Origin of the sequence: Rhizobium sp. R693 (assembly GCF_002211315.1) — a bacterium.
Lineage (GTDB): Bacteria > Pseudomonadota > Alphaproteobacteria > Rhizobiales > Rhizobiaceae > Rhizobium.
Genome location: NZ_LOKY01000024.1, coordinates 1 through 20540, shown reverse-complemented (window position 1 = coordinate 20540; position 20540 = coordinate 1). Strand labels below are relative to the sequence as shown.

At 57.2% G+C, this 20540-nt stretch carries 25 protein-coding genes, 1 tRNA gene and 3 pseudogenes; 15 read left to right on the top strand and 14 right to left on the bottom strand.

The features are described 5' to 3' along the window. Positions 1 to 52: 52 nt before the first annotated feature. Entirely contained in the window at positions 53 to 331 is a 279-nt protein-coding gene (locus tag ATY79_RS19770; protein WP_088704668.1) for a hypothetical protein, read from the bottom strand. A gap of 315 nt (positions 332 to 646) precedes the next feature. Here ATY79_RS19770 and ATY79_RS19765 point away from each other — a divergent pair. The 7 genes and pseudogenes from ATY79_RS19765 (at position 647) to ATY79_RS19735 (ending at position 4821) form a co-directional block, all read left to right on the top strand. Next, positions 647 to 1061 (top strand): annotated as a pseudogene (locus ATY79_RS19765) (NYN domain-containing protein). Between the two features lie 221 nt (positions 1062 to 1282). Continuing rightward, positions 1283 to 1573, top strand: a complete 291-nt coding sequence (locus ATY79_RS19760; RefSeq protein ID WP_088704667.1) for a hypothetical protein — start codon at positions 1283 to 1285, stop codon at positions 1571 to 1573. Positions 1574 to 1794: 221 nt separating this feature from the next. Next, positions 1795 to 2001: a hypothetical protein gene (locus ATY79_RS19755; RefSeq protein WP_088704666.1), complete on the top strand. Its 207-nt coding sequence runs from the start codon at positions 1795 to 1797 to the stop codon at positions 1999 to 2001. Between the two features lie 53 nt (positions 2002 to 2054). Beyond that, positions 2055 to 2510 carry a DUF4440 domain-containing protein gene (locus ATY79_RS19750; RefSeq protein ID WP_088704665.1) on the top strand — a complete coding sequence of 152 codons (456 nt, stop codon included), beginning with the start codon at positions 2055 to 2057 and terminating at the stop codon, positions 2508 to 2510. A 183-nt stretch (positions 2511 to 2693) separates the two neighbouring features. Then, a pseudogene (locus tag ATY79_RS19745) lies at positions 2694 to 3696 on the top strand (IS1595 family transposase); the annotation flags it as partial. Positions 3697 to 3911: 215 nt separating this feature from the next. Continuing rightward, positions 3912 to 4400, top strand: coding sequence for a DUF995 domain-containing protein (locus ATY79_RS19740; protein ID WP_088704664.1), 489 nt, complete (start codon positions 3912 to 3914; stop codon positions 4398 to 4400). A 43-nt stretch (positions 4401 to 4443) separates the two neighbouring features. After that, positions 4444 to 4821, top strand: coding sequence for a hypothetical protein (locus ATY79_RS19735; RefSeq protein ID WP_088704663.1), 378 nt, complete (start codon positions 4444 to 4446; stop codon positions 4819 to 4821). Positions 4822 to 4875: 54 nt separating this feature from the next. Here the strand turns inward: ATY79_RS19735 and ATY79_RS30590 are convergent, their stop codons facing one another. Beyond that, the gene (locus tag ATY79_RS30590) at positions 4876 to 6033 is read right to left on the bottom strand and encodes a response regulator transcription factor (protein WP_141105740.1); all 1158 of its coding nucleotides are present in this window, start codon (positions 6031 to 6033) and stop codon (positions 4876 to 4878) included. A gap of 613 nt (positions 6034 to 6646) precedes the next feature. Between ATY79_RS30590 and ATY79_RS19720 the strand changes: the two genes are divergently transcribed. Continuing rightward, a complete protein-coding gene (locus ATY79_RS19720) occupies positions 6647 to 6952 on the top strand; it encodes a hypothetical protein (protein WP_141105739.1) in 306 nt (101 codons plus the stop codon). Between the two features lie 72 nt (positions 6953 to 7024). Here the strand turns inward: ATY79_RS19720 and ATY79_RS19715 are convergent, their stop codons facing one another. The 3 genes from ATY79_RS19715 to ATY79_RS19705 all read right to left on the bottom strand — a co-directional run bounded on the left by ATY79_RS19715 (position 7025) and on the right by ATY79_RS19705 (position 8818). Beyond that, positions 7025 to 7450, bottom strand: a complete 426-nt coding sequence (locus ATY79_RS19715; RefSeq protein WP_088704659.1) for a hypothetical protein — start codon at positions 7448 to 7450, stop codon at positions 7025 to 7027. A 629-nt stretch (positions 7451 to 8079) separates the two neighbouring features. Then, complete coding sequence (locus ATY79_RS30965) at positions 8080 to 8319, bottom strand: hypothetical protein (RefSeq protein ID WP_189638045.1); 240 nt, start codon at positions 8317 to 8319, stop codon at positions 8080 to 8082. Positions 8320 to 8413: 94 nt separating this feature from the next. Continuing rightward, entirely contained in the window at positions 8414 to 8818 is a 405-nt protein-coding gene (locus tag ATY79_RS19705) for a GNAT family N-acetyltransferase (RefSeq protein ID WP_088704657.1), read from the bottom strand. A 127-nt stretch (positions 8819 to 8945) separates the two neighbouring features. On the opposite strand from ATY79_RS19705, the gene ATY79_RS19700 reads away from it, so the two are divergent. Continuing rightward, complete coding sequence (locus ATY79_RS19700) at positions 8946 to 9509, top strand: hypothetical protein (protein ID WP_088704656.1); 564 nt, start codon at positions 8946 to 8948, stop codon at positions 9507 to 9509. 184 nt (positions 9510 to 9693) lie between these two features. Here the strand turns inward: ATY79_RS19700 and ATY79_RS30960 are convergent, their stop codons facing one another. Further along, on the bottom strand, positions 9694 to 9870 hold the full coding sequence (locus tag ATY79_RS30960; protein WP_189638044.1) for a hypothetical protein: 177 nt from the start codon (positions 9868 to 9870) through the stop codon (positions 9694 to 9696). A gap of 538 nt (positions 9871 to 10408) precedes the next feature. Between ATY79_RS30960 and ATY79_RS19690 the strand changes: the two genes are divergently transcribed. The 4 genes and pseudogenes from ATY79_RS19690 (at position 10409) to ATY79_RS19675 (ending at position 11491) form a co-directional block, all read left to right on the top strand. Continuing rightward, positions 10409 to 10771, top strand: a complete 363-nt coding sequence (locus ATY79_RS19690) for a hypothetical protein (protein ID WP_245312401.1) — start codon at positions 10409 to 10411, stop codon at positions 10769 to 10771. After that, positions 10761 to 10963, top strand: a pseudogene (locus ATY79_RS31600) (hypothetical protein). The gene ATY79_RS19690 and the pseudogene ATY79_RS31600 overlap by 11 nt, the downstream one beginning before the upstream one ends. 1 nt (position 10964) lies before the next feature. After that, positions 10965 to 11282 carry a hypothetical protein gene (locus ATY79_RS19680; RefSeq protein WP_088704655.1) on the top strand — a complete coding sequence of 106 codons (318 nt, stop codon included), beginning with the start codon at positions 10965 to 10967 and terminating at the stop codon, positions 11280 to 11282. Then, positions 11279 to 11491 (top strand): hypothetical protein, encoded by a 213-nt coding sequence (locus ATY79_RS19675; RefSeq protein WP_088704654.1) that lies wholly within the window; start codon positions 11279 to 11281, stop codon positions 11489 to 11491. Before ATY79_RS19680 ends, ATY79_RS19675 begins: the two co-directional genes overlap by 4 nt. Positions 11492 to 11781: 290 nt before the next feature. On the opposite strand, the gene ATY79_RS19670 is transcribed toward ATY79_RS19675, so the two are convergent. Genes ATY79_RS19670 through ATY79_RS19645 form a run of 6 tightly spaced genes read right to left on the bottom strand, consistent with a single transcriptional unit; the run spans position 11782 to position 17924 of the window. Then, positions 11782 to 12933 carry a DUF2442 domain-containing protein gene (locus ATY79_RS19670; protein ID WP_088704653.1) on the bottom strand — a complete coding sequence of 384 codons (1152 nt, stop codon included), beginning with the start codon at positions 12931 to 12933 and terminating at the stop codon, positions 11782 to 11784. A gap of 25 nt (positions 12934 to 12958) precedes the next feature. Further along, entirely contained in the window at positions 12959 to 13909 is a 951-nt protein-coding gene (locus tag ATY79_RS19665; protein WP_088704652.1) for a metallophosphoesterase, read from the bottom strand. 36 nt (positions 13910 to 13945) lie between these two features. Further along, on the bottom strand, positions 13946 to 15262 hold the full coding sequence (locus ATY79_RS19660; protein WP_088704651.1) for a DUF2442 domain-containing protein: 1317 nt from the start codon (positions 15260 to 15262) through the stop codon (positions 13946 to 13948). Further along, positions 15263 to 17239 carry an AAA family ATPase gene (locus tag ATY79_RS19655; RefSeq protein WP_088704650.1) on the bottom strand — a complete coding sequence of 659 codons (1977 nt, stop codon included), beginning with the start codon at positions 17237 to 17239 and terminating at the stop codon, positions 15263 to 15265. It lies immediately after the preceding gene. Continuing rightward, positions 17239 to 17559, bottom strand: a complete 321-nt coding sequence (locus ATY79_RS19650) for a hypothetical protein (RefSeq protein ID WP_088704649.1) — start codon at positions 17557 to 17559, stop codon at positions 17239 to 17241. Before ATY79_RS19650 ends, ATY79_RS19655 begins: the two co-directional genes overlap by 1 nt. Further along, positions 17556 to 17924, bottom strand: a complete 369-nt coding sequence (locus ATY79_RS19645; RefSeq protein WP_088704648.1) for a DUF6634 family protein — start codon at positions 17922 to 17924, stop codon at positions 17556 to 17558. The genes ATY79_RS19650 and ATY79_RS19645 overlap by 4 nt, the downstream gene beginning before the upstream one ends. A 486-nt stretch (positions 17925 to 18410) precedes the next feature. Here ATY79_RS19645 and ATY79_RS19640 point away from each other — a divergent pair, with 486 nt between their 5' ends. Further along, positions 18411 to 18752: a helix-turn-helix transcriptional regulator gene (locus tag ATY79_RS19640; protein WP_348627571.1), complete on the top strand. Its 342-nt coding sequence runs from the start codon at positions 18411 to 18413 to the stop codon at positions 18750 to 18752. Positions 18753 to 18961: 209 nt separating this feature from the next. Here the strand turns inward: ATY79_RS19640 and ATY79_RS19635 are convergent, their stop codons facing one another. After that, on the bottom strand, positions 18962 to 19789 hold the full coding sequence (locus ATY79_RS19635) for a metallophosphoesterase (protein WP_088704647.1): 828 nt from the start codon (positions 19787 to 19789) through the stop codon (positions 18962 to 18964). 212 nt (positions 19790 to 20001) lie between these two features. Between ATY79_RS19635 and ATY79_RS19630 the strand changes: the two genes are divergently transcribed. Further along, entirely contained in the window at positions 20002 to 20283 is a 282-nt protein-coding gene (locus ATY79_RS19630; protein ID WP_088704646.1) for a helix-turn-helix domain-containing protein, read from the top strand. Positions 20284 to 20417: 134 nt separating this feature from the next. Here ATY79_RS19630 and ATY79_RS19625 read toward each other — a convergent pair. After that, positions 20418 to 20494, bottom strand: a tRNA-Met gene (locus ATY79_RS19625). Between the last annotated feature and the right edge of the window lie 46 nt (positions 20495 to 20540).

The window sequence follows — 20540 nt, the reverse complement described above, 5'->3', positions numbered from 1 at the left end:
CCCTTGGAAAAGTGAGATTCCATTCCCATTTTGCTCGTTTGTATTCACTTCATCATTGGCCATGATCGTCGTTATCCCCCATGTCTTCTGACCGGTTTAATTTGCTGTCAGTTTCGTCCTCGCTTCTCGTCCAGCGGGAAGTATAAATCTTGTCGGTTATCAGGGCCTGCCCGAGAACACCGAAGCCACAGACGAGTAGAATTATGAGCCATTCGGGAGGATTGAACGAAAAAACGATAAGCATCCCCAAGAAATAAATGAGTAACGTTATGTATATTCTAGGTTTTTTTAGCTCTTTTAAAATGAACGGCCTTTTGTCTGGATTTTTCAATTTCGCTCTGTCCTACATTTACTGCGAGTGCTTCACGTCCACATCGTATTGAAAAATGTCCCAGGGGAGTTTCAACTGTTCAAACAGATAGGTGAATCTCGCAAGGCTTGAATGCGCGTTAAATATCCACCGTTGTGTTTCTTGCAAAATAAAGGCGCGTACTTGGTAGTTTCACGTACTATCAGCTGTCAATGAAAATTGACGCGCGCTATCAAAAAAATTCTCTTTTAAGATGCATTTATCGCGTGATTTGGATATCTTCTCAGAAGAAATATTGCGTACTTTCGGTACCCTAAATCGCTACGGAGCCTCCGCATGCCTGAATTGCGGTTGCCGCGCCTGGCGGTTCTCATCGATGCTGACAATGCCTCGGCGAAGATCGTGGATGGTCTGTTTGAGGAGATAGCCAAAATTGGCGAAGCTAGCGTGCGGCGCGGAGGCAGGACAAGCTGCACCTTCACTAAAGCCGCCGAGCGTCGCCACGCCCATGATCAGAAAGGTGATTGCGCAGATGGAGACCGAGGATGGATGGGTGCCGCTTGGCGCAGTTGGAGCGCAGCTCGCCAACCTGGTGTCTGACTTCGATCCACGAACGTTTGGCTTCAAGAAGCTAAGTGACCTGGTCAAGAAGACAAACTCGTTCGAAGTGGACCATGTTGAAGGCCGACCTGTTCGTATCCGTCTGAAACCTTCAACTTCAACGTCGGAAGCGTTCTTGCCGATGGTATAGGCGAACTGCGGTTGCGGAATGATGGCGTGCTTCAAGTCTGGACAACCGCCGTCATGGCAGAGAAGCGCCAATAATAGTCACGGCTCTATCACGCTGGCCCCGAAGCCTCTGTCCGGACGGAGCTATCGGACACTTCGCCAGCGGAATTCACTATGTTATCTTTGGCGGCATAGGTGCCAAGGTCCGACGAAAGTCTGACAGCCAATTCTGGCGGAGGATTGATGTTTCTATCGCTTGCAAGGACCATTGTTTCATTCACAGCAAAGTGGGCAGTAATTTTCGTCCTAGCGGTTATTACGGTGTTCTGGATGATGAAGGTTTTGTGGTGGGCCGGGTTCAGCTATCTGCCAATAGTGTTCATGTTCTTGTGGCCGGTCTGGGTTCCAGCAGTGATGGTTGCAATGGCGATCCTCAATCTGGTTTACAATCTGATTGAGAGGGGACCGGCGCGCCAGACTGGCGAAGCGTCCTCCCAACTGCCGAAAGCGAAGTTACCATACTACGCCGATTGATGGATCGCTGAGACTTGATGGGTGCAAGGTTGCGCCGCGAGCTTCCGCAATCCGCCGACAGCCGACGCCGACGGACGACTGCATTGCGCGCCGGAAGCGGTCGTTAATAGCACGTTGAGGATACTTGTTGGCACAACCATTTACACATGGTGAATCCTCAAAAGTTGAGGGACATTATGTCGCCAGTAGAAGAAACCATACGAAGGAGAGAGAACCGTTCCATGGCCATTCTCTCACTCGGTATCGTCATCGCTTTCGGCGTTCGCTTTGCGCCACTCGCTGATGCCGAAGTAAACCGATTCATCGCCCTTGTCGGCCTAGCTCTTGCCGGAGTTGTTGGTTTCTACAATATACACATGGGATTGGCGGCCCGGGCATCCTCGCCGTTCCGCGTAGCGTTGTTTGCTCTGACGAGGCTGCCGGTATAAAGTTGTGCCCATAGGCCAGAACAAGTGCCGGAATCGCCCAAGGGAGGACTTCGATGCGCTACTTTCTAGCGTCTTTTTGTTTCATCGCACTCGTTATCGGCGCTGGTGAACCTGTCGGTGCCCAGACAGCCCAATCAAGCATAGAGGCGAACAATGCCGACTTCGTCGGCAAGTTTGCCGCTAAGGATGCGAAAGGACTGGGTCAACACTATACCGAAGACGCACTAGCTTTTCCTCCCAACGAGAACCGAGTCGCCGGCCGCGAGAGCATTCAGAAGATGTGGCAGAGCTGGATTGATGCCGGATTGACCGATTTGACACTGAAAGCGGCGCAGGTCGAGGAGAGTGGCAATCTCGCGTATGAGGAGGGCACCTACTCTATCAAGATTCCCGGCAAGGACGGCAAGACCAGCGAAGAAATCGGAAAATACATTGTCGTATGGAAGAAGGGCGACGACGGCGAATGGCGACTGCATCGGGATATCTGGAATACGAATCCTGCTAAATAGGGTTCGCGCTCGCGTTGCCGCTCGGCGGTGGCATGCAAACGCTTCCTGACCGGGCTGCGCGCGCGTACTGGTCACGGAAGTCATCGTGTTAACGGCTTATCCCTTTAGCTCCGGTTTAACCATATCTTGGGGTTCCGGCGGCCGCCACTCGCCAATGCACACGTCCTGGTTTAATCGAGGCGCATGGCCCACCAGGTTGTCTTCAGATGGCGCTATGATCGCCCGCCCTCGCTCGCTGGAGCAGTTCCAACTGCAATTTCCCGACGACCACGCCTGCGCGGCGTATCTCGCGAAGAAACGCTGGCCCGACGGGTTCGTCTGCCCGCATTGCGGATCGCGGAAGGGCTGGAAGCTGCGCGCTAAGCCTTGGGTTTGGGAGTGCGGTGGCGAGAAGGCGGACGAACACGGCGAACTTACCCCCTGCCGCAAGCAGACCTCCGTCATCGCAGGCACGATCATGCACAATACGCACCTGCCGCTCCGGCAATGGTTCCTGGCGGCGCACCTGGTGACGACGCATTCGAACGGCATCTCCGCGCTTCAGCTACAGGCGAAGCTCTGCATCGGCTCCTACAAAACTGCGTGGCTCCTCCTGCACAAACTGCGCCGCGCCATGGTCAATCCCGACCGTGAGAAACTGGGTGGATTTGACGAGATCGTCGAGATCGACGAGACGAGCATTCCGGACAAAGGACGAGCCTGCCGGGGGCGGTCAGGGACGAAGCCCCATCGCGAAGCTCAACGTCATCGGCGCGGTGGAATGGCGCGACGAAGGCAGGTCAGGCCGCATCCGGCTTGAGCCGATCCGCAGCAACGGCAAGGAGTCGCTGCATCCTTTCGTCCTGCGCAACACCGCTCCCCACACATCGATCTTCACCGACGGCAACCAGGCCTACCAGGGAATTCCCGACCGCAAGCACGCCTCGAAGATCGTGGGCAAGCCGCCCCTCTCTGGTTCAAGCGCATACACCGCGTCTTCTCGCTGATGAAGCGCTGGATGATGGGCGTCTACCATGGCGTCCGCCGTCGTCACCTCGACATCTACCTCCAGGAGTTCGTCTTCCGCTGGAACCGGCGGCGGCAGTACCGCGCGGCCTTCGACAGTCTCGTCGCCATCGGTAGCGAGGTCGGTCACGCCAGCCTCCGCGACATCGTCGGCAGGCCTCCGGTCCTAAAGACGCTCATGGGCCGGGAAACTTCCGCCGCGAAGATAGGCGTCTCCGCATCTCGAGGGTCCAGATGCCACGGCGGAGATCACGTCCTTCGGGTTTGCGCTCAGCAAGCGACGAAAATGGCTGCGAGAAATTCCATCCCCTCACCTACCCCATATGGGAGATGCCCGTCAGCAGTTCGGAACGTAAGCTTGGCATATCATCAGATGCAAACTTCGGGAGGGAACTGATGAAATACATCATCGCAGCGGTAGCCGTTAGCTTGGCCCTGTCTCCGGCTTTTGCGAAAAACGAAGGCAAGTTGCCTAAGAGTGCGAAGCCCTTGTCGGCAGAGGAAACGACCAAGGTCTACGTTGGCAATACGGTCAAGTACAACGTGGACTTCGGAACCGTCTATTACACCTGGATGGCCGATGGAAAACTCCTTGGCGTTCTGGACAAGAAGAATGGCAGCCACGCTTGGGCTGACGGCACTTGGACGGTTAAGGACAACCTATTCTGCTTCAAGGCTGACTGGAAGAACGCAGCGGGGGAAACCGCCGAGACGTATGCTCCGTGCAAGGCATGGTTCCGCGCCGGAAAGCAACTGTGGACGAAGAACGTCTCGGGAGATGACGACCAGTACCTCGGGGACATCTATAACAACGAAATCAAAAAGATGTCCAAGGGCGACAAGGTTTCATCGCGAATCGAGACCGTGAAGGCGTCGATGAAGTAGACGTTGCTGACCGGCTGAAACAAAGCACAGAATGGAGGGGCACTTGAATAGGCCTTTAGCACTGTCATTCGCTCTCGTAGTGATCGCAGGACCCGGGCTCGCCGCGACGGCAATGACCGGGAAGGAACTAACCGAGCTTCTCGCCGATGGTAAGGAGCTAACGCTCGGTGGCCCAAAAGATGGCTACAGCGGCCATCTTTCTGTGATGAAGGATGGAACGGCCGATGGATCGATCAAGCTGGAGAGCGGTGACGTGATCCCGATCCAGGGTGTGTGGCACATCAATGGCAACAAGTTTTGCCGCACCTGGAAGGGCGGGCGAGACGCTGGCAAGGAGGTTTGCGAGACCTGGAACAAGACCGGGCCGACCTCCGTCCACGTTACGAGCGGCAAGCGCGATCTGGGCAACAATGCGTGGTGAGGGGGCCCGGTGGCTGCATCGAAACCAACCGAGCTTCGATGCAGCCACAATCACCTATGCGGGTTCACCCCGTCCGCCAGGGAGCAAACGCGAAGCTAAAGCGACGAATTCGCTCTGCTTGTGTGTTTGAGATTTGGACAGGATTGCCTTCACATGGGCGCGCGCGGTTTCCGACGTAATCTTGGTCCGCTCGGCTATCGTCAGGACGTCGTCGCCGGCAATGAGCATCGAGGCCACGCGAGCCTCCGCCGGAGTCAGCCCGAAAAGCAGCGAGAGGCGCTTTTCGGGCATCCTCGGGCGCTCCTCCATGTCGAAAACAAGAACAATCGCACTCGTGGCCGCGAAGGCGTCCACGATCATGCCGGTCGTCGGCATAGCCTCTGCCAGCAGCGGTCGTCGCTCGCCTCTGGGGATGACAGCCGACAGTCCGCCTTCTACTGCTGACGGCAGCACCCGCGCGGTCGCCTTATGGATCAGCGAGGCCAGTTCCCTGTTGCCTTTGACGTCCGCGGCCAGGAGGTGGCGAGATACGATCAGGAGTCCATCGCCGAGCAGCCGCTGTGCCCGCTGGTTATGCCGCAGAACGCTTCCATCCGACCCCAGGAGGAAGGCCGCGGTGCCGCTTGCATCGAAGGCTTGCAAGGCAGCGGCACCCTCGCGGACAGCCAATGACTCCGCGTACAAGATCATTCTCCGGAAGTGATGGTTGAGTGTCGCCAGAAGCGGGACGTCGTCCTGTTGAAAGTGCCCTTGATTGCCGTTCCTGAGCATCGTGACAGCCCACAGTTGCTGATTGGCGGAGAGGCCAGTCATTGCGAAACCGGGAAATCCAAATCGGAGGTAGAGATCGTTGTAGTGAGACAGCCGTTTCCGTTCTTCATCAGAAGCAAGATCGTGCTCAAGGACGATCGACTGCCCACTATCGAGCAGACGGGTGCCCCGCTCCGCTCGATAGTGATTCAAATACCACTGATTGGCGACGTATTCCTCCAGCAGCGCTTGATATCCCCTCGATGCCGGCAGAAGCTCAAAGCTGCGGTTCGGATTTCTCGGGTCGTGGCTGCTAGGATCGGGATTCCGGGCGTAGAACATCAAGCAGGCTACATTGATCGACGCGGCCAGCCGCTGAAGTGCATCGGGCCACAGGTCTGGTGATACGATTGCTTGATAACAATTGTCCAAGGCCGCATCGGTTCTAGCGCCTAGTGTCATCAGGACACCCTCGATGAAACTGCAACTTTAGAACTATATAATATTTATTGTCTAAGCCAACTCCTCCAATGTGTGGTAGTATAATTACAGTGGACTGAGGGGTACCAACAGTTGCCAGGCTTGCTCCATGGACGAAGGCGAATGTCTCGTGTCCGTGCCGTGTACTAAGCCATAGACCTGACTTTCGGGTTGCAGATGGAGGCACCATCGAAGTGCAGACCTTGGCCGCGAAATCACGAAATTGTTTTTCTGCACCCTCCCCCATACGGGTAATGAAGCAGCTTCCCTTGGTCGACATAATTTAGAACGTCACTAGGTAGCGGAAAACCGACGATCATCAGACCACGCTTTAGCAGTTGGAACTTTGCAGGGTGAGCTAAGCCAAGTGGCTGGCCGCGCCGCTAACGACGGACACGACGCAAACGCATCTTGTGCCTGGAACTGCTTTCACTCGGCTTTCTCCCTCAACGATGAATTGCATGATTTTTGTTCAGGGTCAGGACGGCTAGAATGGTCGAGGACATCAAAGACCATCCAGCCCCGCCAAAATGGAGGTCACATGTCTCAATGCGCTTTGCCAAGAATTGTCCTACTTGCCGCAGTTGGAGTTTCGTTGCTCCCAGCGTTCCTATCTGCGACGATCGCTCAAGCTGCCGATGGTTTTGGCGGCTTCGAAATCCAGCGCGCCAAGGGGTATTCGTATCAACGAAGCGCCGCACCGGATGGGACCAGCGCGGAGCGCTTCGAATTGCGTGCAGGCGATTGCCCGCCTTCAACTGGCGATTGCCATAAGGATCGGGAAAGGGTCGAAAAGTGGGAGAGCCGCCCAGCCTCGCGGCTCGACCACGAGTATTGGTACCACTTCTCGGAGAAGGTTACCCAGGATACGCCCGCATTACTCTGTGAGAAGTATCCGTGATGTAGTGGATCGCCACATGATAGGCGGAGCCGGTCCCGGGTATATAGCCGTAAGTCACAACGATACGTTCGCTCATTGAAAATCACCCTCCGTCTTCTTGACATGAATGACGGGCGAATCGCCCGGTATTTCCATGATCCGCAGATCAATCCAAAACGTTGCTACAAGCGTCTCGCTAGCAAATCTGAAGGATTCGGACGTTTCTCCTTTTCGGGAATAGAGGAAGTATTTCGAATGGCGCGCAGACTCGCGAACAACCTCCACGTCGCATTTGCCGGTTGGAACCTTTTCTCTTAGGAAGTCGGTTCGGTGTTCGACATTTGGGGACTGCGACGACATCAGGAGATCGATCGTCGCGACAAAGTCTTTCATCTCGTTCGCGCAACGCCTCGACGCGACGTCTTGAGCGACCGCTTCTTGAGCCCAGCCCACCGCGAGCTGCATGCTCAAGCCAGCAAAAGCGGCAAACAAGTATTTCACTATGAGAACACAACTCATCAATAGTTTCCCGACCGTGAAAGTATGAGCACTAAGGCCTGTCCGCAGACATCCAGAGCGGCAAAAGCCGCCACTAATTTCCCTAGCAGGTGGAACTCGAGGTTGGTCAGATCACACGCTTCGGCATGGAGATGATATTCTACGAGTCGGTTATTATCCGACTCTAATGCTGGAACGCACCGCAGAAGAACCAGTCAACAACAAATCATCGGCGAGTATATTAAAGTCTGCTCGAACAACTCCCGCAAACTGCGTATTTCAATCATAGTATTCAACTGAATGAATATTTCATATCGCGCAAGTAGAAATTTGTGCAATATATAAATTTATAATCGCAAGTCGCTGCGCGTCAGAAGAATACATCACCGCGTGCCGAAGCGGCGGTCAAAAACTGGATAAAACGTGAGCAACGGTACATATCTCGCACATTTGGCGACCTCTCTTACGCGAGCTTTGATGTTGATATTCTGTTGCGCCTTAGATGGCCCGAACGTGGACCGGGATGTCCCGGTCTATTTCAAGTACGGTATCTACCGCAGTTTCGTGAGCCGCCTCATCTCCGGCCCGCCGCTCGTGGCTTGGTATGCGGGAATTCGGCGTGGCTCGAGCCGTGAGATGGTTGATAGAACTCAATAGTCTGCACCATGAGGCGCACCGGCTTTATAATCGAGGGCGGCCTGAAACGGAGTGTTCGCATCGACGGCCGCTTCGTCGACACGATAAGCATGGCGCTCATGCTCGATGACCAATGAGTGTCGGCCCCGCTGATCGTCCCAACTGGGTTTCATGCCCTGGCTGTTACGATCCATACCGAGGCGACCAATTTCACCCTTGGACGGATCGCCAAGGCCCGCGAGTGCTTCTCGCAATTTGGGTTCGACCACTGCCTTGATCGAAGGGTTTTCGCGAGCGATTTTGCCAAGCGGCCTGAGATTGCACACACCATACCATCAGGAGGCTAGGTCAAGAATTTCTAAACGCCTTCCCCAAGCGAATGAGGCCTGCTGGTGTCGGCCCAAAGCCGCAATCGCGATAGAATGAGGTCAGATGCGGCTCAAAATCAACATGTAGCCACGTTGCCCCACGGTCTCGCGCGACATTCGTCGCTTCCCTTACCAACATCGTCGCGATGCCTTTTCTACGCATGCTTGGCCGGACGCAGGTATCTAGAATGAACGCATGGAGTCCACCATCCGTGGCAACGTTCAAAAAGCCAACCAAGCGATGGCCGTCGTAAGCTCCAAGATGGGCTAGGCTTCGTGTTAAAATTCCTCTGAAATCCCTTTCCTCGGGATCACCCCAAGCTTCCGCCCAAAGACTGTTCAGTTCTTCGTTTGACGGGAACGGATCGACATGAATTACAACCATCTCACAATCTTTCCAGTTGCGACGGACGCTGGCGTGTGGTTACACTCGCCAATAAGATGTGTAACAAGAAATAAAACCATAACCTGCAAATAGAATTTCTGATTTCATCAATGGGATGTCAAATTGCATGACCGATTCCAAGGCCTCTGTTGACCCGTTTCCCAACAAGATTGTCAAAGGCATGGCTGCAACTTGGATGTTGCTCGGCGTTTTGCCGTTCTTCTTCCCAATGTTCGGGCGCAGCTTTCTGCCGTCAATCAAATGGATTACCGAAGTTGACGGGTTTGGCATTGCCGCGGGACTAGGTTCCGGCGCTCTGAGCTTCTGGTTAATGGTAAGGCGCTACGATTCAATAAAAGGAAACGAATTCAAGAAGTTCATTGTCGTAGTATTCGCGCCGATGTTGGGCTTTGTCTTTGGGCGGAACGTGATCGTTGTTGTTGCACCGATGATTTTAGCGCTGTTACTGGGCAATCAGACTGAACTTCAGTTCATCGTGGCCAGCTCCAACGACTCCGGCACCAAGGGATGCCGATCACCGCTTGTTCTGAAGGAGCTTCCGTTCCTATTCGATAGGCTCTGTGGCATTCCTAATGAGACACGAGGGAAGTATATGCCCGGCGATTACGTCTTCGTTTCCGGCCGGGGTACGAACTTGGGGCTGTTTCCAGCAAGTCTGACGCGGCAATAACGAGTTCACCTTCCGTACGCTTTGTAGGATTAAGCTCGGGGTATCATTGTTATCGGCGGACGCAGTCGGACTAAGCAACTGGGCGAGACGGATGCTGGGCGGAAGGTCGGAGTGCTGGTAGCTCAAGCAGTTTCGCGACCGGCTACACTCGATCACCTGATGCCTAGCAAGTCTCGACGTTTTTTCAGTGAATGACGATAGCGACGCGCTCGTTCGTTTGTGGCGACGCCTTTTGCGTTTCCGTCATCGACCAAGCCGTGACGGCAGCAGCAACCGCCACGTACATGAAAGCTCCCTTGAACGGACGGGCAGTCAAGACGCAGTCCCTTGTCGCTTCTAACGAGTTCAGCTTATTTGTCATTGTCTTCCTTCGTGTCTAGACACGGTGATATAGGCGATTAGCGTCAGCTAAAGAACGACGGGAACCGGGTACCTGCCATGCGGCACGCGAATACCCGTCACTCTTCACGTTAGCGCTCCGGACTCGGAACCCAACCTCGTGTCAGGCCTTTGCTCACGCATTTTTGGGCGGTATCGAGCTGATTTCTTAGGTGCTTGCAGTCTTCATCAGCGTGGCAATGGCTGCCCTCATGTCACCCGAATGCCAAGCGATCGCTTGTTCAACGGCGTCGTGCTGCACGTCTGGCCTTTTCTCGGCGGCTGTCATCGCTTTCCCCTCGCGGCTTCTGGCTAAGAAAGGGTCATTCGCAGTCGTCGTGGTTCACGGCCAACATTGACGACTCGCCCCGAATGAACGGAACGGGTGGATGGTGGCAGAGCTAACCGATTCCTTCAACCAACGTTCGGCCGCGCATGGACGGCGTCGCTGATAAAATGTTGACTCCTCCCGAAAAGAGAACATAATAGGAACATCCAAACAACTGACGAGGACGACGGCCATGCCTGACATGCCGAACGCACAGCCGCGCGCTCACGAAATCACCGGAACCTATTGGACGCCGCCAACCCACGCCACGATGGCCGAAATCCATCCGCTTTTGATGGCAGTCTTGATCATGATCCCCAGTTACAAGCGCTGGAACCTCTATTCCGCTAATGTTTACGACATGGCGTCAGGGGGACCGCTAGGGTATTTCGATATCGCGGTCGATCCGGCCACGCGTCGGGCCTGCGGCTACTTCAATTCCGTTGGCTCCGACATTGTGATGCGTAAACCGATCTGGTTTCCCGGAGCGGGAGACGTGAGCGACGTTGTGCAGACCTTCTATGAAACCGTTCGAGAAGCGGGCCATGTCGAGTAAATCTGCCATGCAAATGAACGCGGACTTCGAGGTCGAAGCCGCCCTCGCTTTCCACGATGAGGACGCCAAAGCGACCATCGCGACGTTGCTCGCAGACATTAACATCTCCGCGGTCAGCTGGCATTGGCCGAGGCCGCGATGAGCCGCGGCGTGACACGTGGATGGAAACCCAGTTTCGATCGGGAACTCTGACATGCTCGACCGTCCCAGCCCTCCGCCAAAGCCCAATCTCGAGACCGCGTTCCGCAAATGGTGGGATGCGCAGGGACCGAGCTTTGCAACACGTGTCGACCTGGTCGTCGCCAAGAAGCTATTCAGAGCCGGTTACGCTTCAGGTCGCAGGGCGGACGTCAATCGCTACATTTTCTCCGCCGGTCGGTTCCGCATCACGGTATGGGCAGAGGGACTGCAAGCGGCCAAGCGCAAGGCGATCATCGAAGCGAATGATCGCGCCGCCAAAAGAGGTTGGAAGCCGCCCAAGTCGGGTTGGGTTCTCAAGGAGGTTTCATGAGTGATATCGATCGCCCTACCCTTCAGCGTGCTCCCAAGCTCGTCGCGCGGAAATGCCATTGCGGGGATTGGGCAGGCTTCGGTTTTGTGAAGGGAGACCGGGACGACTGGTGGTGTTGGAAGCACTATCCCTACAAGACGTCGGGCCGGCTGGAGGCTGCGATAGCGGCCGCTGAGATTGCCGAAGGCTTAGCGGTCAAAGTGGCTTGATCACAGAGGCTCAGATAGCGATACCCGCGGCCAGGTTCTTATGCTTACCCCTTGATGAGGATGGGGTCTGAAGAACTGCCAGCAGGGTATGTCCTATGCCGGCATCCAGCACGCACTTTGCCTTCCTGCCGACTCAGCCCATAGTTGCACGCCGAGTGCGAAACAACATGGCAGAGCAGCTCGCCTATGAGTGACGACTTTACGCGCAACTACACAATCCAGATTGCCAAGAGTTCTCCTTGCTTCGACGTTTGCGGAGGGGGCGTCGGTGCTCCCAAGACTCATTCTCCTCACTCGGCCAAATGCGGCCAATGCGGATAAAGCCGTGCGGCGACCGCTTTCCTCATCGCGATGGCAAGCGGATCGTTGAAAATCTCCAGAGCGCGCTTTGCTTGATCCGGTGACAACCAGCCGTCGTCGATCCGCCAGAACTTGTAGAAAAGCTCATCGAAGTCGTGCCGCCTGCTCCAACGTATCCCTTCTCTCACCTGCTCCGGAGTTTTCGGCGGCAATCTCATCACGGATTCGGAGCCTTCCTCGTCTGGATCGATGGCTCGGTCGCCGTGCAGTGCGATGGCTTCATCCGTTATCTGAGCAATCCCATCAACTTCCGCTCGGATGCTGTCCGGCATGTGGGCGCACGCATCGTCCAACGCACGAATGAAACGTGGGTCATTCTTGAAATCGATGCGCCATTCCGCTGGGTTTTCCCGCCACAGTATCGTTTCAGACTCCGCGGTCCAGCCGTTTCCGTCGAGCAAACCAAGCGAGCGGAAAACCGACGTGACTTCCGGGCTGGCGCGGGCGGCCCACATTTCGCGGCCACGCTGGCGAGCGTCCTCGAATCCCGCGCCGAGCAATTCCGATTGAGTCGCTTCATCCGACGCGAGGAACGTGATCAACCCGTTCTGTGCCGCGAGATAAACAACCGCCGTCGCGAGATCGTCCCATCTTGGCAGGATGTCGGGTAGCTCCGGGTCGTTTCGCGGCATCGCTCCATGCGTGGTCTCTTCGGCCTGACCGAGGACAATGAGCGTTTCGCAGGCGATTTGGTAGGCGGTGACGAAGTCATGCTGCCACGCGGATTCTCGGTCGCCAGGAAGATTGTTCGACAAGAACTCAATCACCTGACCAATCCAGACGGCTGGCGGAGGCTCCTCCACCAAGCCCGGCCCCGCACTGGGGTTTTGCATCACCTTTAAAGCCTCAGTCTCAAATACTCCTTCCATCAACAGCCCGATTTCATGTCTGAGATCGAGCGTTTCCCAATGTAGGGCCGATCCATCGTGTAACTCGACCTTCGCGATTTCCGCCTCGGAAGCGTTTGCCAGACCTTCCAGGGAACGGGCCGGAACCACGAACGCGGAGCCGTTGTGAAACTCGATGACGATTGCGCCGTACCGTCTGTCGTAGCGGACGTGGCTGGGCGGTGGATAAGACATGGAACCTCCTGCGCAATGGTCGGGCTTAATCAGTTTCGTCGTCCGGGCGCTTGATGCTGCTCGGCCTGAGACCGGCGTGTTCGGATTCTGAGTTTTGCGTTCCGACGTTTTCCGGGAGTTCGTCGCCGGGATCGGGGTCTGTGTTGGGAGCTAGGTCGAGAATTGCGAGCGCAGACTTCACCAGGTCGTCCTTCGATCCGTTGTCGGCGGAAATCTCGATGGTGAAAGTAGGATCGAATCCGGTCGTCTCGTGCGGATAACCGCGGGCATTCGAGACAACCCGCGTATCGCCGACCATGTAATCGTGTCGGTGATGGACATGACCGTGCACCCACAATGTCGGCCCGACCTCGTACATGAGGTCTTCCAAATCCGACGCGTAACAAGCAGACAAGGGATCATGCCGAAAACCGAGGGCGATCGCCTGCGGGGACGGAGCGTGGTGCGTAACGACGACTGTCTTCGATCTCGTTGGTTTGCGAAGCTCTGTCGCAATGAAATCCCGCGTTTCGACATGCTTCCGATAAGCGTGTATCGGCTTGAATTTTGTGAAGGGCGACTTTGAGAATTTGATCTTCTTGAAGTCGTTCATTCCACTTGCGGCGTAGGACATGCTGACATCCGGATTTCGACCGAACAGGCGAAAATCGGTCCATAGGGTTCCGCCGAGAAATCTCACCCCGCCGATCTCGACCGCCTCGTTTTCCAGAAAGTGTATGTTCGGAACCCCCGCGGCGAACTCTCGGGCGTCGCGAATGCTCTCCTCGAGAGACGTCGAGTAAAACTCGTGATTGCCCGGCACGAAGACGACTTGGATGGTGTGGGCGTAGGAGTCGGCGAGCCAGCGAAGACTCGGGACAACGCCTTTGGTGCCGACGTCGCCCGCGCAAACCAGAATGTCAGTGCCTTCAGGCGGGGTGTGCAAAAACGGTTGGCCGAACTCGCGATGGATGTCGGAAGCGATCCAGAGTTTCATGTCGGTGTCCTATTGCGAAGGGGCCAAGAGTGCCAATCAGAGAGCGGAAAGCGGCGAGTTTGGATAGAGCCGCGACATCACGGCCTTTCTCATCGAAATCGCCAGCTCATCGTAATGAATCTCGAGAGCGGATTGCGCCCCGGTATCGGACAGCCAACCGCTGAGACGCCACCGGCGAAAAAACAGGACGTCGAGACGATGTCGTAGCGAATCCTCGAGCATTTCGCGTGAAGCGGATGGCGTTCCCGGCGGCACCGTTTCGGCATCGGCATTCTCGACATGTGGTGTCTGCTCCAGCCGCATCTCAACATTTGCGGACTCGACTATCGCGTCAATCTGCGAGCGGATGTCGTCCGGCACATTCGCGACGGCGTCGGACGCCGCCCTGATGAACCTGGCGTCGCTCGTGAAATCGAGGTTCCACTCAGTCGGATTGTCCCGCCAGAGGACCGTCTCGGCAGCGTTTGTCCAGCGCCCGCCGTGTACAAGTCCGAGAGCCTCCAGAACCCAGTATGTGTTGAACGTGGCACGAGCCGGGCCCGCTCCATTGGCAGCCGCGATATTGGTTCCCGGCATATCGCCTCGATCGTCCGTCTTCGGCGATGGAACGCGCCGTCCCAACGGCCGGAATCGCAGCTGACCGTTCTGGGCGGCGACGTAGATGACGGCAATCGAGATATCATCCCACCTTGGCGGGACCTCGGGACGGTCTGGAAATCGTCGCGGCTTGGCTCCTCCGACAGTCTCATTCGCCTGCCCCAATGCGACGAGCGCCGCGCACCCGATCTCATAGGCGGTCATGTAGTAATGTTCCCACCCAACCTCGCGACGGTAAGGCATTTCGTAGGAGAGAAATACGGCAACTGGTCGAGCCCAGGCAGCGAAATCATGTGCCTGCTTGTTGTTCTGCAGCGACATTGCTCGCGTTGCAGACTCCGCCATGAAACTCGGAGTTCCGAAAATTCCGGCGATGAGGCCCGCGATCTCGTAGTCCCTATCGAGCGTTTCCCAACGAAGCCCCGTCTCGCCACGAACTTCGACCTCGGCGGTATCCGCTTCGGATGCTTCGACCAGCCCCTCCAGCGATCGAGCCGGAACCATGAATACGGAGCCGTTTTCGAACTCGACGACGATCCGGCGCGACGAGTAATCGTAGTAGGCATCGCTCGGAGCCGGGTGTCTCAAAGGAACATCGCCATCACGCGTTGTTCTAACTGCAATGCGCCGTCCAAGCGGCTCAAAGCCGATGTCGTCGAGACCGGACCCGAGCGAGCTTCCTTGATCACGCCCCTTCGTAACCCGGAGGTATGCCCGTTTCTTCCAAGTCCGTCTTCCCCGACGCTTCTTCGCCACCTAGCCCCCTCCCATGCGGCGCGGCAGCTTGGCCAGGCTGACGGTCGGCAGAAGGTGTCGTTGCGCGATCTCGGCGACTTCGTCGCCGGACAACATTCTCGTTTCCATCAGACGTTCGACGATGGCATCCAGGGCGGTTCGACGGGTTCGAATGATGGACTTCACGCGGTCGAACTCGCTCTGCAGGAGGTCGTGAACACGCCTCCGGAACTCCGGGTTATAAGTTCGCAGCCGCTCCAGTTGATCGACGGGGTCTTCGACGAGAAGGGTGTGTCCCATCCCGCGAGCACCCTCCAGCATAGTCGCAATCTCCGTCGCCCTGTTGAGGTCCGCGTCTTCAGAGCCCGAAGCGCCGTCGGAAAAGCAACCGAAGACTTCCTTTTCGGCGGCGATCCCGCCAAGGCAAACCGCGATCGCGTTCAGATAGTCGGCCCGCGTCTTTGCTCGAGCACCCATTTCGCCGTACTGTACGTAGCCGAGTTCGCTGGATTTCCCTTCGATCCGGTATCGGGAAATCCTGACTTCCGTCACCTCTCCGTGGCCGATTTCCATTGCGACGAGGGCATGACCTGCTTCATGGACAGCGAGATTGCGAACGAAGTCATCCGAAAGCTCCCTCAACGTTCGAAGTTGGGCAATGACGTGAATTCCCGAAAGAACCTCACGATGGCGTCGCGCTGCCCGCCTGGCGTCACGAGCGAGTTGTTCGATATCGGCCCCGGAGAAACCCTCGGTGGCCATGCAGAACATGTCGGCTTGTGAGGGATCAAGCTCGATACCGCTGTGGAAGTGCAGGATCGACAGTCGGGACTGCGTGTCGGGTAGCTTGATCTGGTAATGGCGGTCCAGTCGTCCCGCACGCCGTATCGCCGGATCGAGCCTGTCCGCGTTGTTACATGCCGCGACGACCACCACACCTTCCCTGCCATGAAAACCGTCGAGGAGCTCGAGAAAACCGGCGATCGCGGCCGTCCAGTAGGCGTCGTTGTGATCACCGCTGTTCCGGCTGCCAAAGGTGTCCACTTCGTCGACAAGCAAGATCGACGGCGCATTCTTTTTGGCTTCCGCGAAGGCCTTCCGCATGGCTTTCAAAAAGTGGTCAAGCGACCCCGCGCTTTGCCAGGTCGAAAAGGACCCGACGATGATGGATACGCCACAGCTGTTTGCCAGTGCACGCATGAACGTGGTCTTTCCGGTACCCGTCGGACCGGAAAGCAAGACCCCGTCGTCCACGTCCGCCCACTGGATGCGGCCCGCTCGGTAATCTTCGATGTCCCGGGCGAGATCATTTCCCCATTCCACTACCGGCCCGTATCCGTGCATGTCCGCGAGCGTCGGCCCGCCAACCTTGGCCACCGGCACTACGGCCGACGTGTCGCGTAGCGGATACTGCCTCAACCTCTGCAACGCGAGCGCAGGCGACCGACCTTCCTGGAAGGCCTTGTCCAATCGTGACCACGGCTCCAAGAGCAGTAGATCGACGTCCCTGTCGGTGATGGGCAATCCGAAACGCTTGAGGGCGGCCTCGACATGGCTTCTGGTCCGCGCCGGGACATCAACCACCGCGTCCGCAAATAGCCTTGCCTCGTCATCCAGATCAGTCTTGGGCTCTTTGAGGAAGATTGCCCGGTCCGATCTCTGGACCTCAAATTGATTCCTAAAGGAATGACGGTCGTTCCAATCACCGACGAATGGCCGTGTTCCTAGCTTGTATTCAGCGACACACTTTAGAAAGACCCGAGCCGCCGCGGAAAAGACCGGTAGGCAGCCTTCCTCCGATAGACAAAGGATCACCTTGAACTTCGCGTTCTTCCTGTTCCAAGGCCGGGCTGCCGCAGCGATTATGCAAAAGGCGAGATAGACCGGAAGGGTAATGAAGTCCTCGTCATCGGGTTGACTGAGCTTCCACGGCGGACGCGGCTTTCTCCTGGAGGGCTGCACCGAGTTCACGATTTCAAGGAATTCCACGATATCCATCAATGCAAATCCCCGAATGGGCGAGCTCTCTCCCGGAGCCGTTCACCACCCTGGAGTTCGACGCGCGGCCGGGAACGGTGCCAACGAGAATTCCCTGGCGTGATGCCGCCTTCAGAAAGGCAGGCGGTCACCATGGATATGCCGGTTTTCCTGTTCAACCGCCGGAGTGCTGCCGCCAGGCCGCGCCACGCCACGTAGACCGGGATGGTCATGACGGCACGGTCGATTACCTGACCGGGTTTCCACGGCATGCGTGGTTTGCCGCCGAGGGGTCTCGTGACCTTCTTGACGTCCTCGTCAGGGAGCCAGTCCTCGATCAAAGCGTATCCTCCAGAAGGCCAGCCCTCCCCCGGAGGCGCTCGGACCAGTATTCGGGTTCGACGCGGGTGCCGAGGCGATACCAGCGGCTCATGGTTCGTGCGAGGCCGCGCTCCGGGTCGAAGTACATGAGCTCACTCGAAAATGCGGGTCTGCCGTCGTATATGAGCGGGTGCCCGATCGGACGACCGATGATGCAAGTCACTGCCCGCTTGCCCAGCGTCCAACTGTTCATTGCAGCACTTGGAGCTTGGGCCTCGGCACATTGATCGAGGTTTTCAAGATCGTCTGCGAGACGTCGCAGGCTCTCGATCAGGGACGCTCGGGCCCCACCCGAGCGGTCATTTGGTGAACCACCGATGATCATCCTATTCTCCAATCTCTTTGGCCTCGTGCCAGTGGACGAGAGCCCGAGGACCTGGGAAACATTTCGCTGATGCGGGCGAACACTCCGGAATCCCTTTGGCCTCGCAAGCGAGACGTCGTGGTCACGACTGCACCCAACCGCGAACTCCGGCGAGCTCCAATGAGGTCACTCCAAGCCACGACTTACGAACGGATTTCGCTCTGCCGAATTCCCCACGGCATGGCACTTCGGCCAGATGCTTGAACGCTATTGCCTGCAGCGTTCAAGCCAGGCGTGCGATACATCGAGCCGGTAAATTCAAGACGTGCAATCCCACCTGAGAGGCTCGCATGCCGAATATCCTTTCCCTCCGAATGGTGGCGCAATTCCAATCCCAAGTCTGTCAAAAACATCTGAACCTCAAAGGTCATTCAAATCGACGACAAACGGTAGCCGCTTCGATGCGATTCCCCCGCGCGATGGGATGGATCGTAGCCAATATTTGGCGTGTTTCAAGACATTTATGTCTTTATACACGCCAAATTTGACTTTTGCGGCGTCAACCTTTTCGTGATGCCTATGAAGCCAATTTTAACTCCCGATCTGGTCAGAGCCGCTCGAGGTCTACTCGGTTGGAGCCAACCCGATTTGGCAACCAAGTCTGGAGTTGCGGTTCGAACGATCAGCCGGCTCGAGAGCAACGACGAACCCGCGTCCGCCAAAGTCAGCGGCGCTTTGCACGCCGCCTTTTGGAATAACGGGATACGCTTCGTGGCAAAGTACGATGATGCCGGAAATCTGGAAAGCTACGGCGTGATGAAAAACCATGCCGGCGACAGCAACTGCTGAACAGACAACCGACCGCGTCAACTCGACTGCGACGGAAGCGAAAATCCGACGTTTTCCCAGGCACTCCAGAGAATCTTTCGCCAGGGCGGACGGGCGTCCGCGGGTCTCACGAATTGCCGCGGGGGTAGGACAAAAGCCAAGGAGTTGAACTCACCGGTATCGGCGTCCGCTGGTGGTCGTCGGAAGTCCCCCCCGGGACGTTCGACCCGTCAGGCGTAGCTGTACGATGTCCGGGTCGTTGTCTTGCGAACCGGCGGGACGGTCGAGCCCGTGTCCGCGAGAAGGTCGACGACCAGATCCGCGACGAAGTCGGATCGCCCGCCGCCGTGGCCGCGGGCATTGCAGACCATCCGGGTCTTGCCGATCGGAAACTCCCGGTACTGTGGAATGTGTCCGTGTATCCATACTCGCGGTTCGAACTGCAATATCAGACGGTCGACATTCGACGCGAAGCTTGGCGCGAGCGGATCTTCGAACAGGCAGTTCGGAACCGAGTGCAGGCTCGGCGCATAGTGGGTGACGACCACCGTCGGAAGGGCCGGAGAAACCGAAAGCTGGCGTTCGAGGAACAGGCGCGCGCTGTGATGACGGGCTATGGACTGCCAGGGGGTGTAGCGCCTGCGGGGGGTCCGCGAGGTCCTGATTTCGGTGTAGTCGGCGAGCCCCTTGGCCGCCTCGATCGCCGGACCTTCGTCGCCGAAAAGCGCCAGGTCCGACCAAAGCGTCGCGCCGAGGAAACGGACGCCGCCGACGACCGCGACCTGCTCGTCGAGGATATGCAGTCGCCGGAACCGTGCGGCGTGGCTCCGCCCCTGCTCCATCACCTCCGGAATCGACGGCCCGCGGTAATCGCGGTTCCCGGGGACCAGGACCACCGGCATGTGCGGGCATACCGTTTCGCCCAGCCAGCCGACGCTTTCCATCAACCCGCCCGAGCCGATGTTGCCGGCGCAAATACAGACGTCGGCCTCGGGGACCGCTGCCGGGAAACCCCGGTCCTGCTGGAGATGAAGGTCCGAAAAAATCCACGCTTTCATGGCGCTCACCTCGATCGAAGGGCGACGGACCGCAATGTATCATCATTCGCCGGGCCCGTAACGTCGTTCCGCCCTCGCGGAGACCGCGCGGAAAACGATTCGCGGCCGGGGCGGCTTAGGAATAGTATGCCGATTTTGTCGCTTTTCAAGCCATATTTGTCACTTATTCTGACCGATTTGACATCGGCGACGCAAGCCCGTCCTTGGTGGCCATGTCGTCCGCTCTGACCCCCGCATTGTGCCGCGCCGCCAGGGCGATGCTTGGCTGGACCCAGCAGGAGCTGGCCGCAAAGTCGGGCGTCAGCGCGCGCCACGTGGTCCGCTTCGAGAACGGCCGGGACGACCAGTATCCCAAGCTCCGGGAGCAACTCTATCGCGCGTTCGCGGATACTGATATACAGTTCATAGCGGCGAACACCGACACGACGGAACTGGACGGCTTGGGACTGCGATGGAAACCGAAGCGGCAGCACAGCGGCATAAAAATCGTCTAGCGCGGCGGAAGCCGCACCACGACGAGCCGGTGACGAATCGCGTGCTTTCCAGGCGGATTCCGGCCGTCGCGTCCCGGTGGCTATGCCGGACGTCCGGCGGCTTGTTTTCCAACGTGAATCCGTTTCGGGAGGATTGGTTGCGGGGGCAGGATTTGAACCTGCGGCCTTCAGGTTATGAGCCTGACGAGCTACCGGGCTGCTCCACCCCGCGTCCTCTAGGTAAGCCGCTTTGCGGCTTATCCGGTGTGCGTAAATCC

Coding starts and splice junctions, on each gene's coding strand:
- ATY79_RS19700 (WP_088704656.1), top strand. CDS start 8,946: ATGACCGATTCCAAGGCCTCTGTTGACCCGTTTCCCAACAAGATTGTC.
- ATY79_RS19760 (WP_088704667.1), top strand. CDS start 1,283: ATGTTTCTATCGCTTGCAAGGACCATTGTTTCATTCACAGCAAAGTGG.
- ATY79_RS19645 (WP_088704648.1), bottom strand. CDS start 17,924: ATGATCATCGGTGGTTCACCAAATGACCGCTCGGGTGGGGCCCGAGCG.
- ATY79_RS19715 (WP_088704659.1), bottom strand. CDS start 7,450: ATGAGTTGTGTTCTCATAGTGAAATACTTGTTTGCCGCTTTTGCTGGC.
- ATY79_RS19705 (WP_088704657.1), bottom strand. CDS start 8,818: ATGGTTGTAATTCATGTCGATCCGTTCCCGTCAAACGAAGAACTGAAC.
- ATY79_RS19675 (WP_088704654.1), top strand. CDS start 11,279: ATGAGTGATATCGATCGCCCTACCCTTCAGCGTGCTCCCAAGCTCGTC.
- ATY79_RS19655 (WP_088704650.1), bottom strand. CDS start 17,239: ATGGATATCGTGGAATTCCTTGAAATCGTGAACTCGGTGCAGCCCTCC.
- ATY79_RS19635 (WP_088704647.1), bottom strand. CDS start 19,789: ATGAAAGCGTGGATTTTTTCGGACCTTCATCTCCAGCAGGACCGGGGT.
- ATY79_RS19755 (WP_088704666.1), top strand. CDS start 1,795: ATGGCCATTCTCTCACTCGGTATCGTCATCGCTTTCGGCGTTCGCTTT.
- ATY79_RS19740 (WP_088704664.1), top strand. CDS start 3,912: ATGAAATACATCATCGCAGCGGTAGCCGTTAGCTTGGCCCTGTCTCCG.
- ATY79_RS19665 (WP_088704652.1), bottom strand. CDS start 13,909: ATGAAACTCTGGATCGCTTCCGACATCCATCGCGAGTTCGGCCAACCG.
- ATY79_RS19680 (WP_088704655.1), top strand. CDS start 10,965: ATGCTCGACCGTCCCAGCCCTCCGCCAAAGCCCAATCTCGAGACCGCG.
- ATY79_RS19690 (WP_245312401.1), top strand. CDS start 10,409: ATGCCTGACATGCCGAACGCACAGCCGCGCGCTCACGAAATCACCGGA.
- ATY79_RS30960 (WP_189638044.1), bottom strand. CDS start 9,870: ATGACAAATAAGCTGAACTCGTTAGAAGCGACAAGGGACTGCGTCTTG.
- ATY79_RS30590 (WP_141105740.1), bottom strand. CDS start 6,033: ATGACACTAGGCGCTAGAACCGATGCGGCCTTGGACAATTGTTATCAA.
- ATY79_RS19750 (WP_088704665.1), top strand. CDS start 2,055: ATGCGCTACTTTCTAGCGTCTTTTTGTTTCATCGCACTCGTTATCGGC.
- ATY79_RS19630 (WP_088704646.1), top strand. CDS start 20,002: ATGTCGTCCGCTCTGACCCCCGCATTGTGCCGCGCCGCCAGGGCGATG.
- ATY79_RS19670 (WP_088704653.1), bottom strand. CDS start 12,933: ATGTCTTATCCACCGCCCAGCCACGTCCGCTACGACAGACGGTACGGC.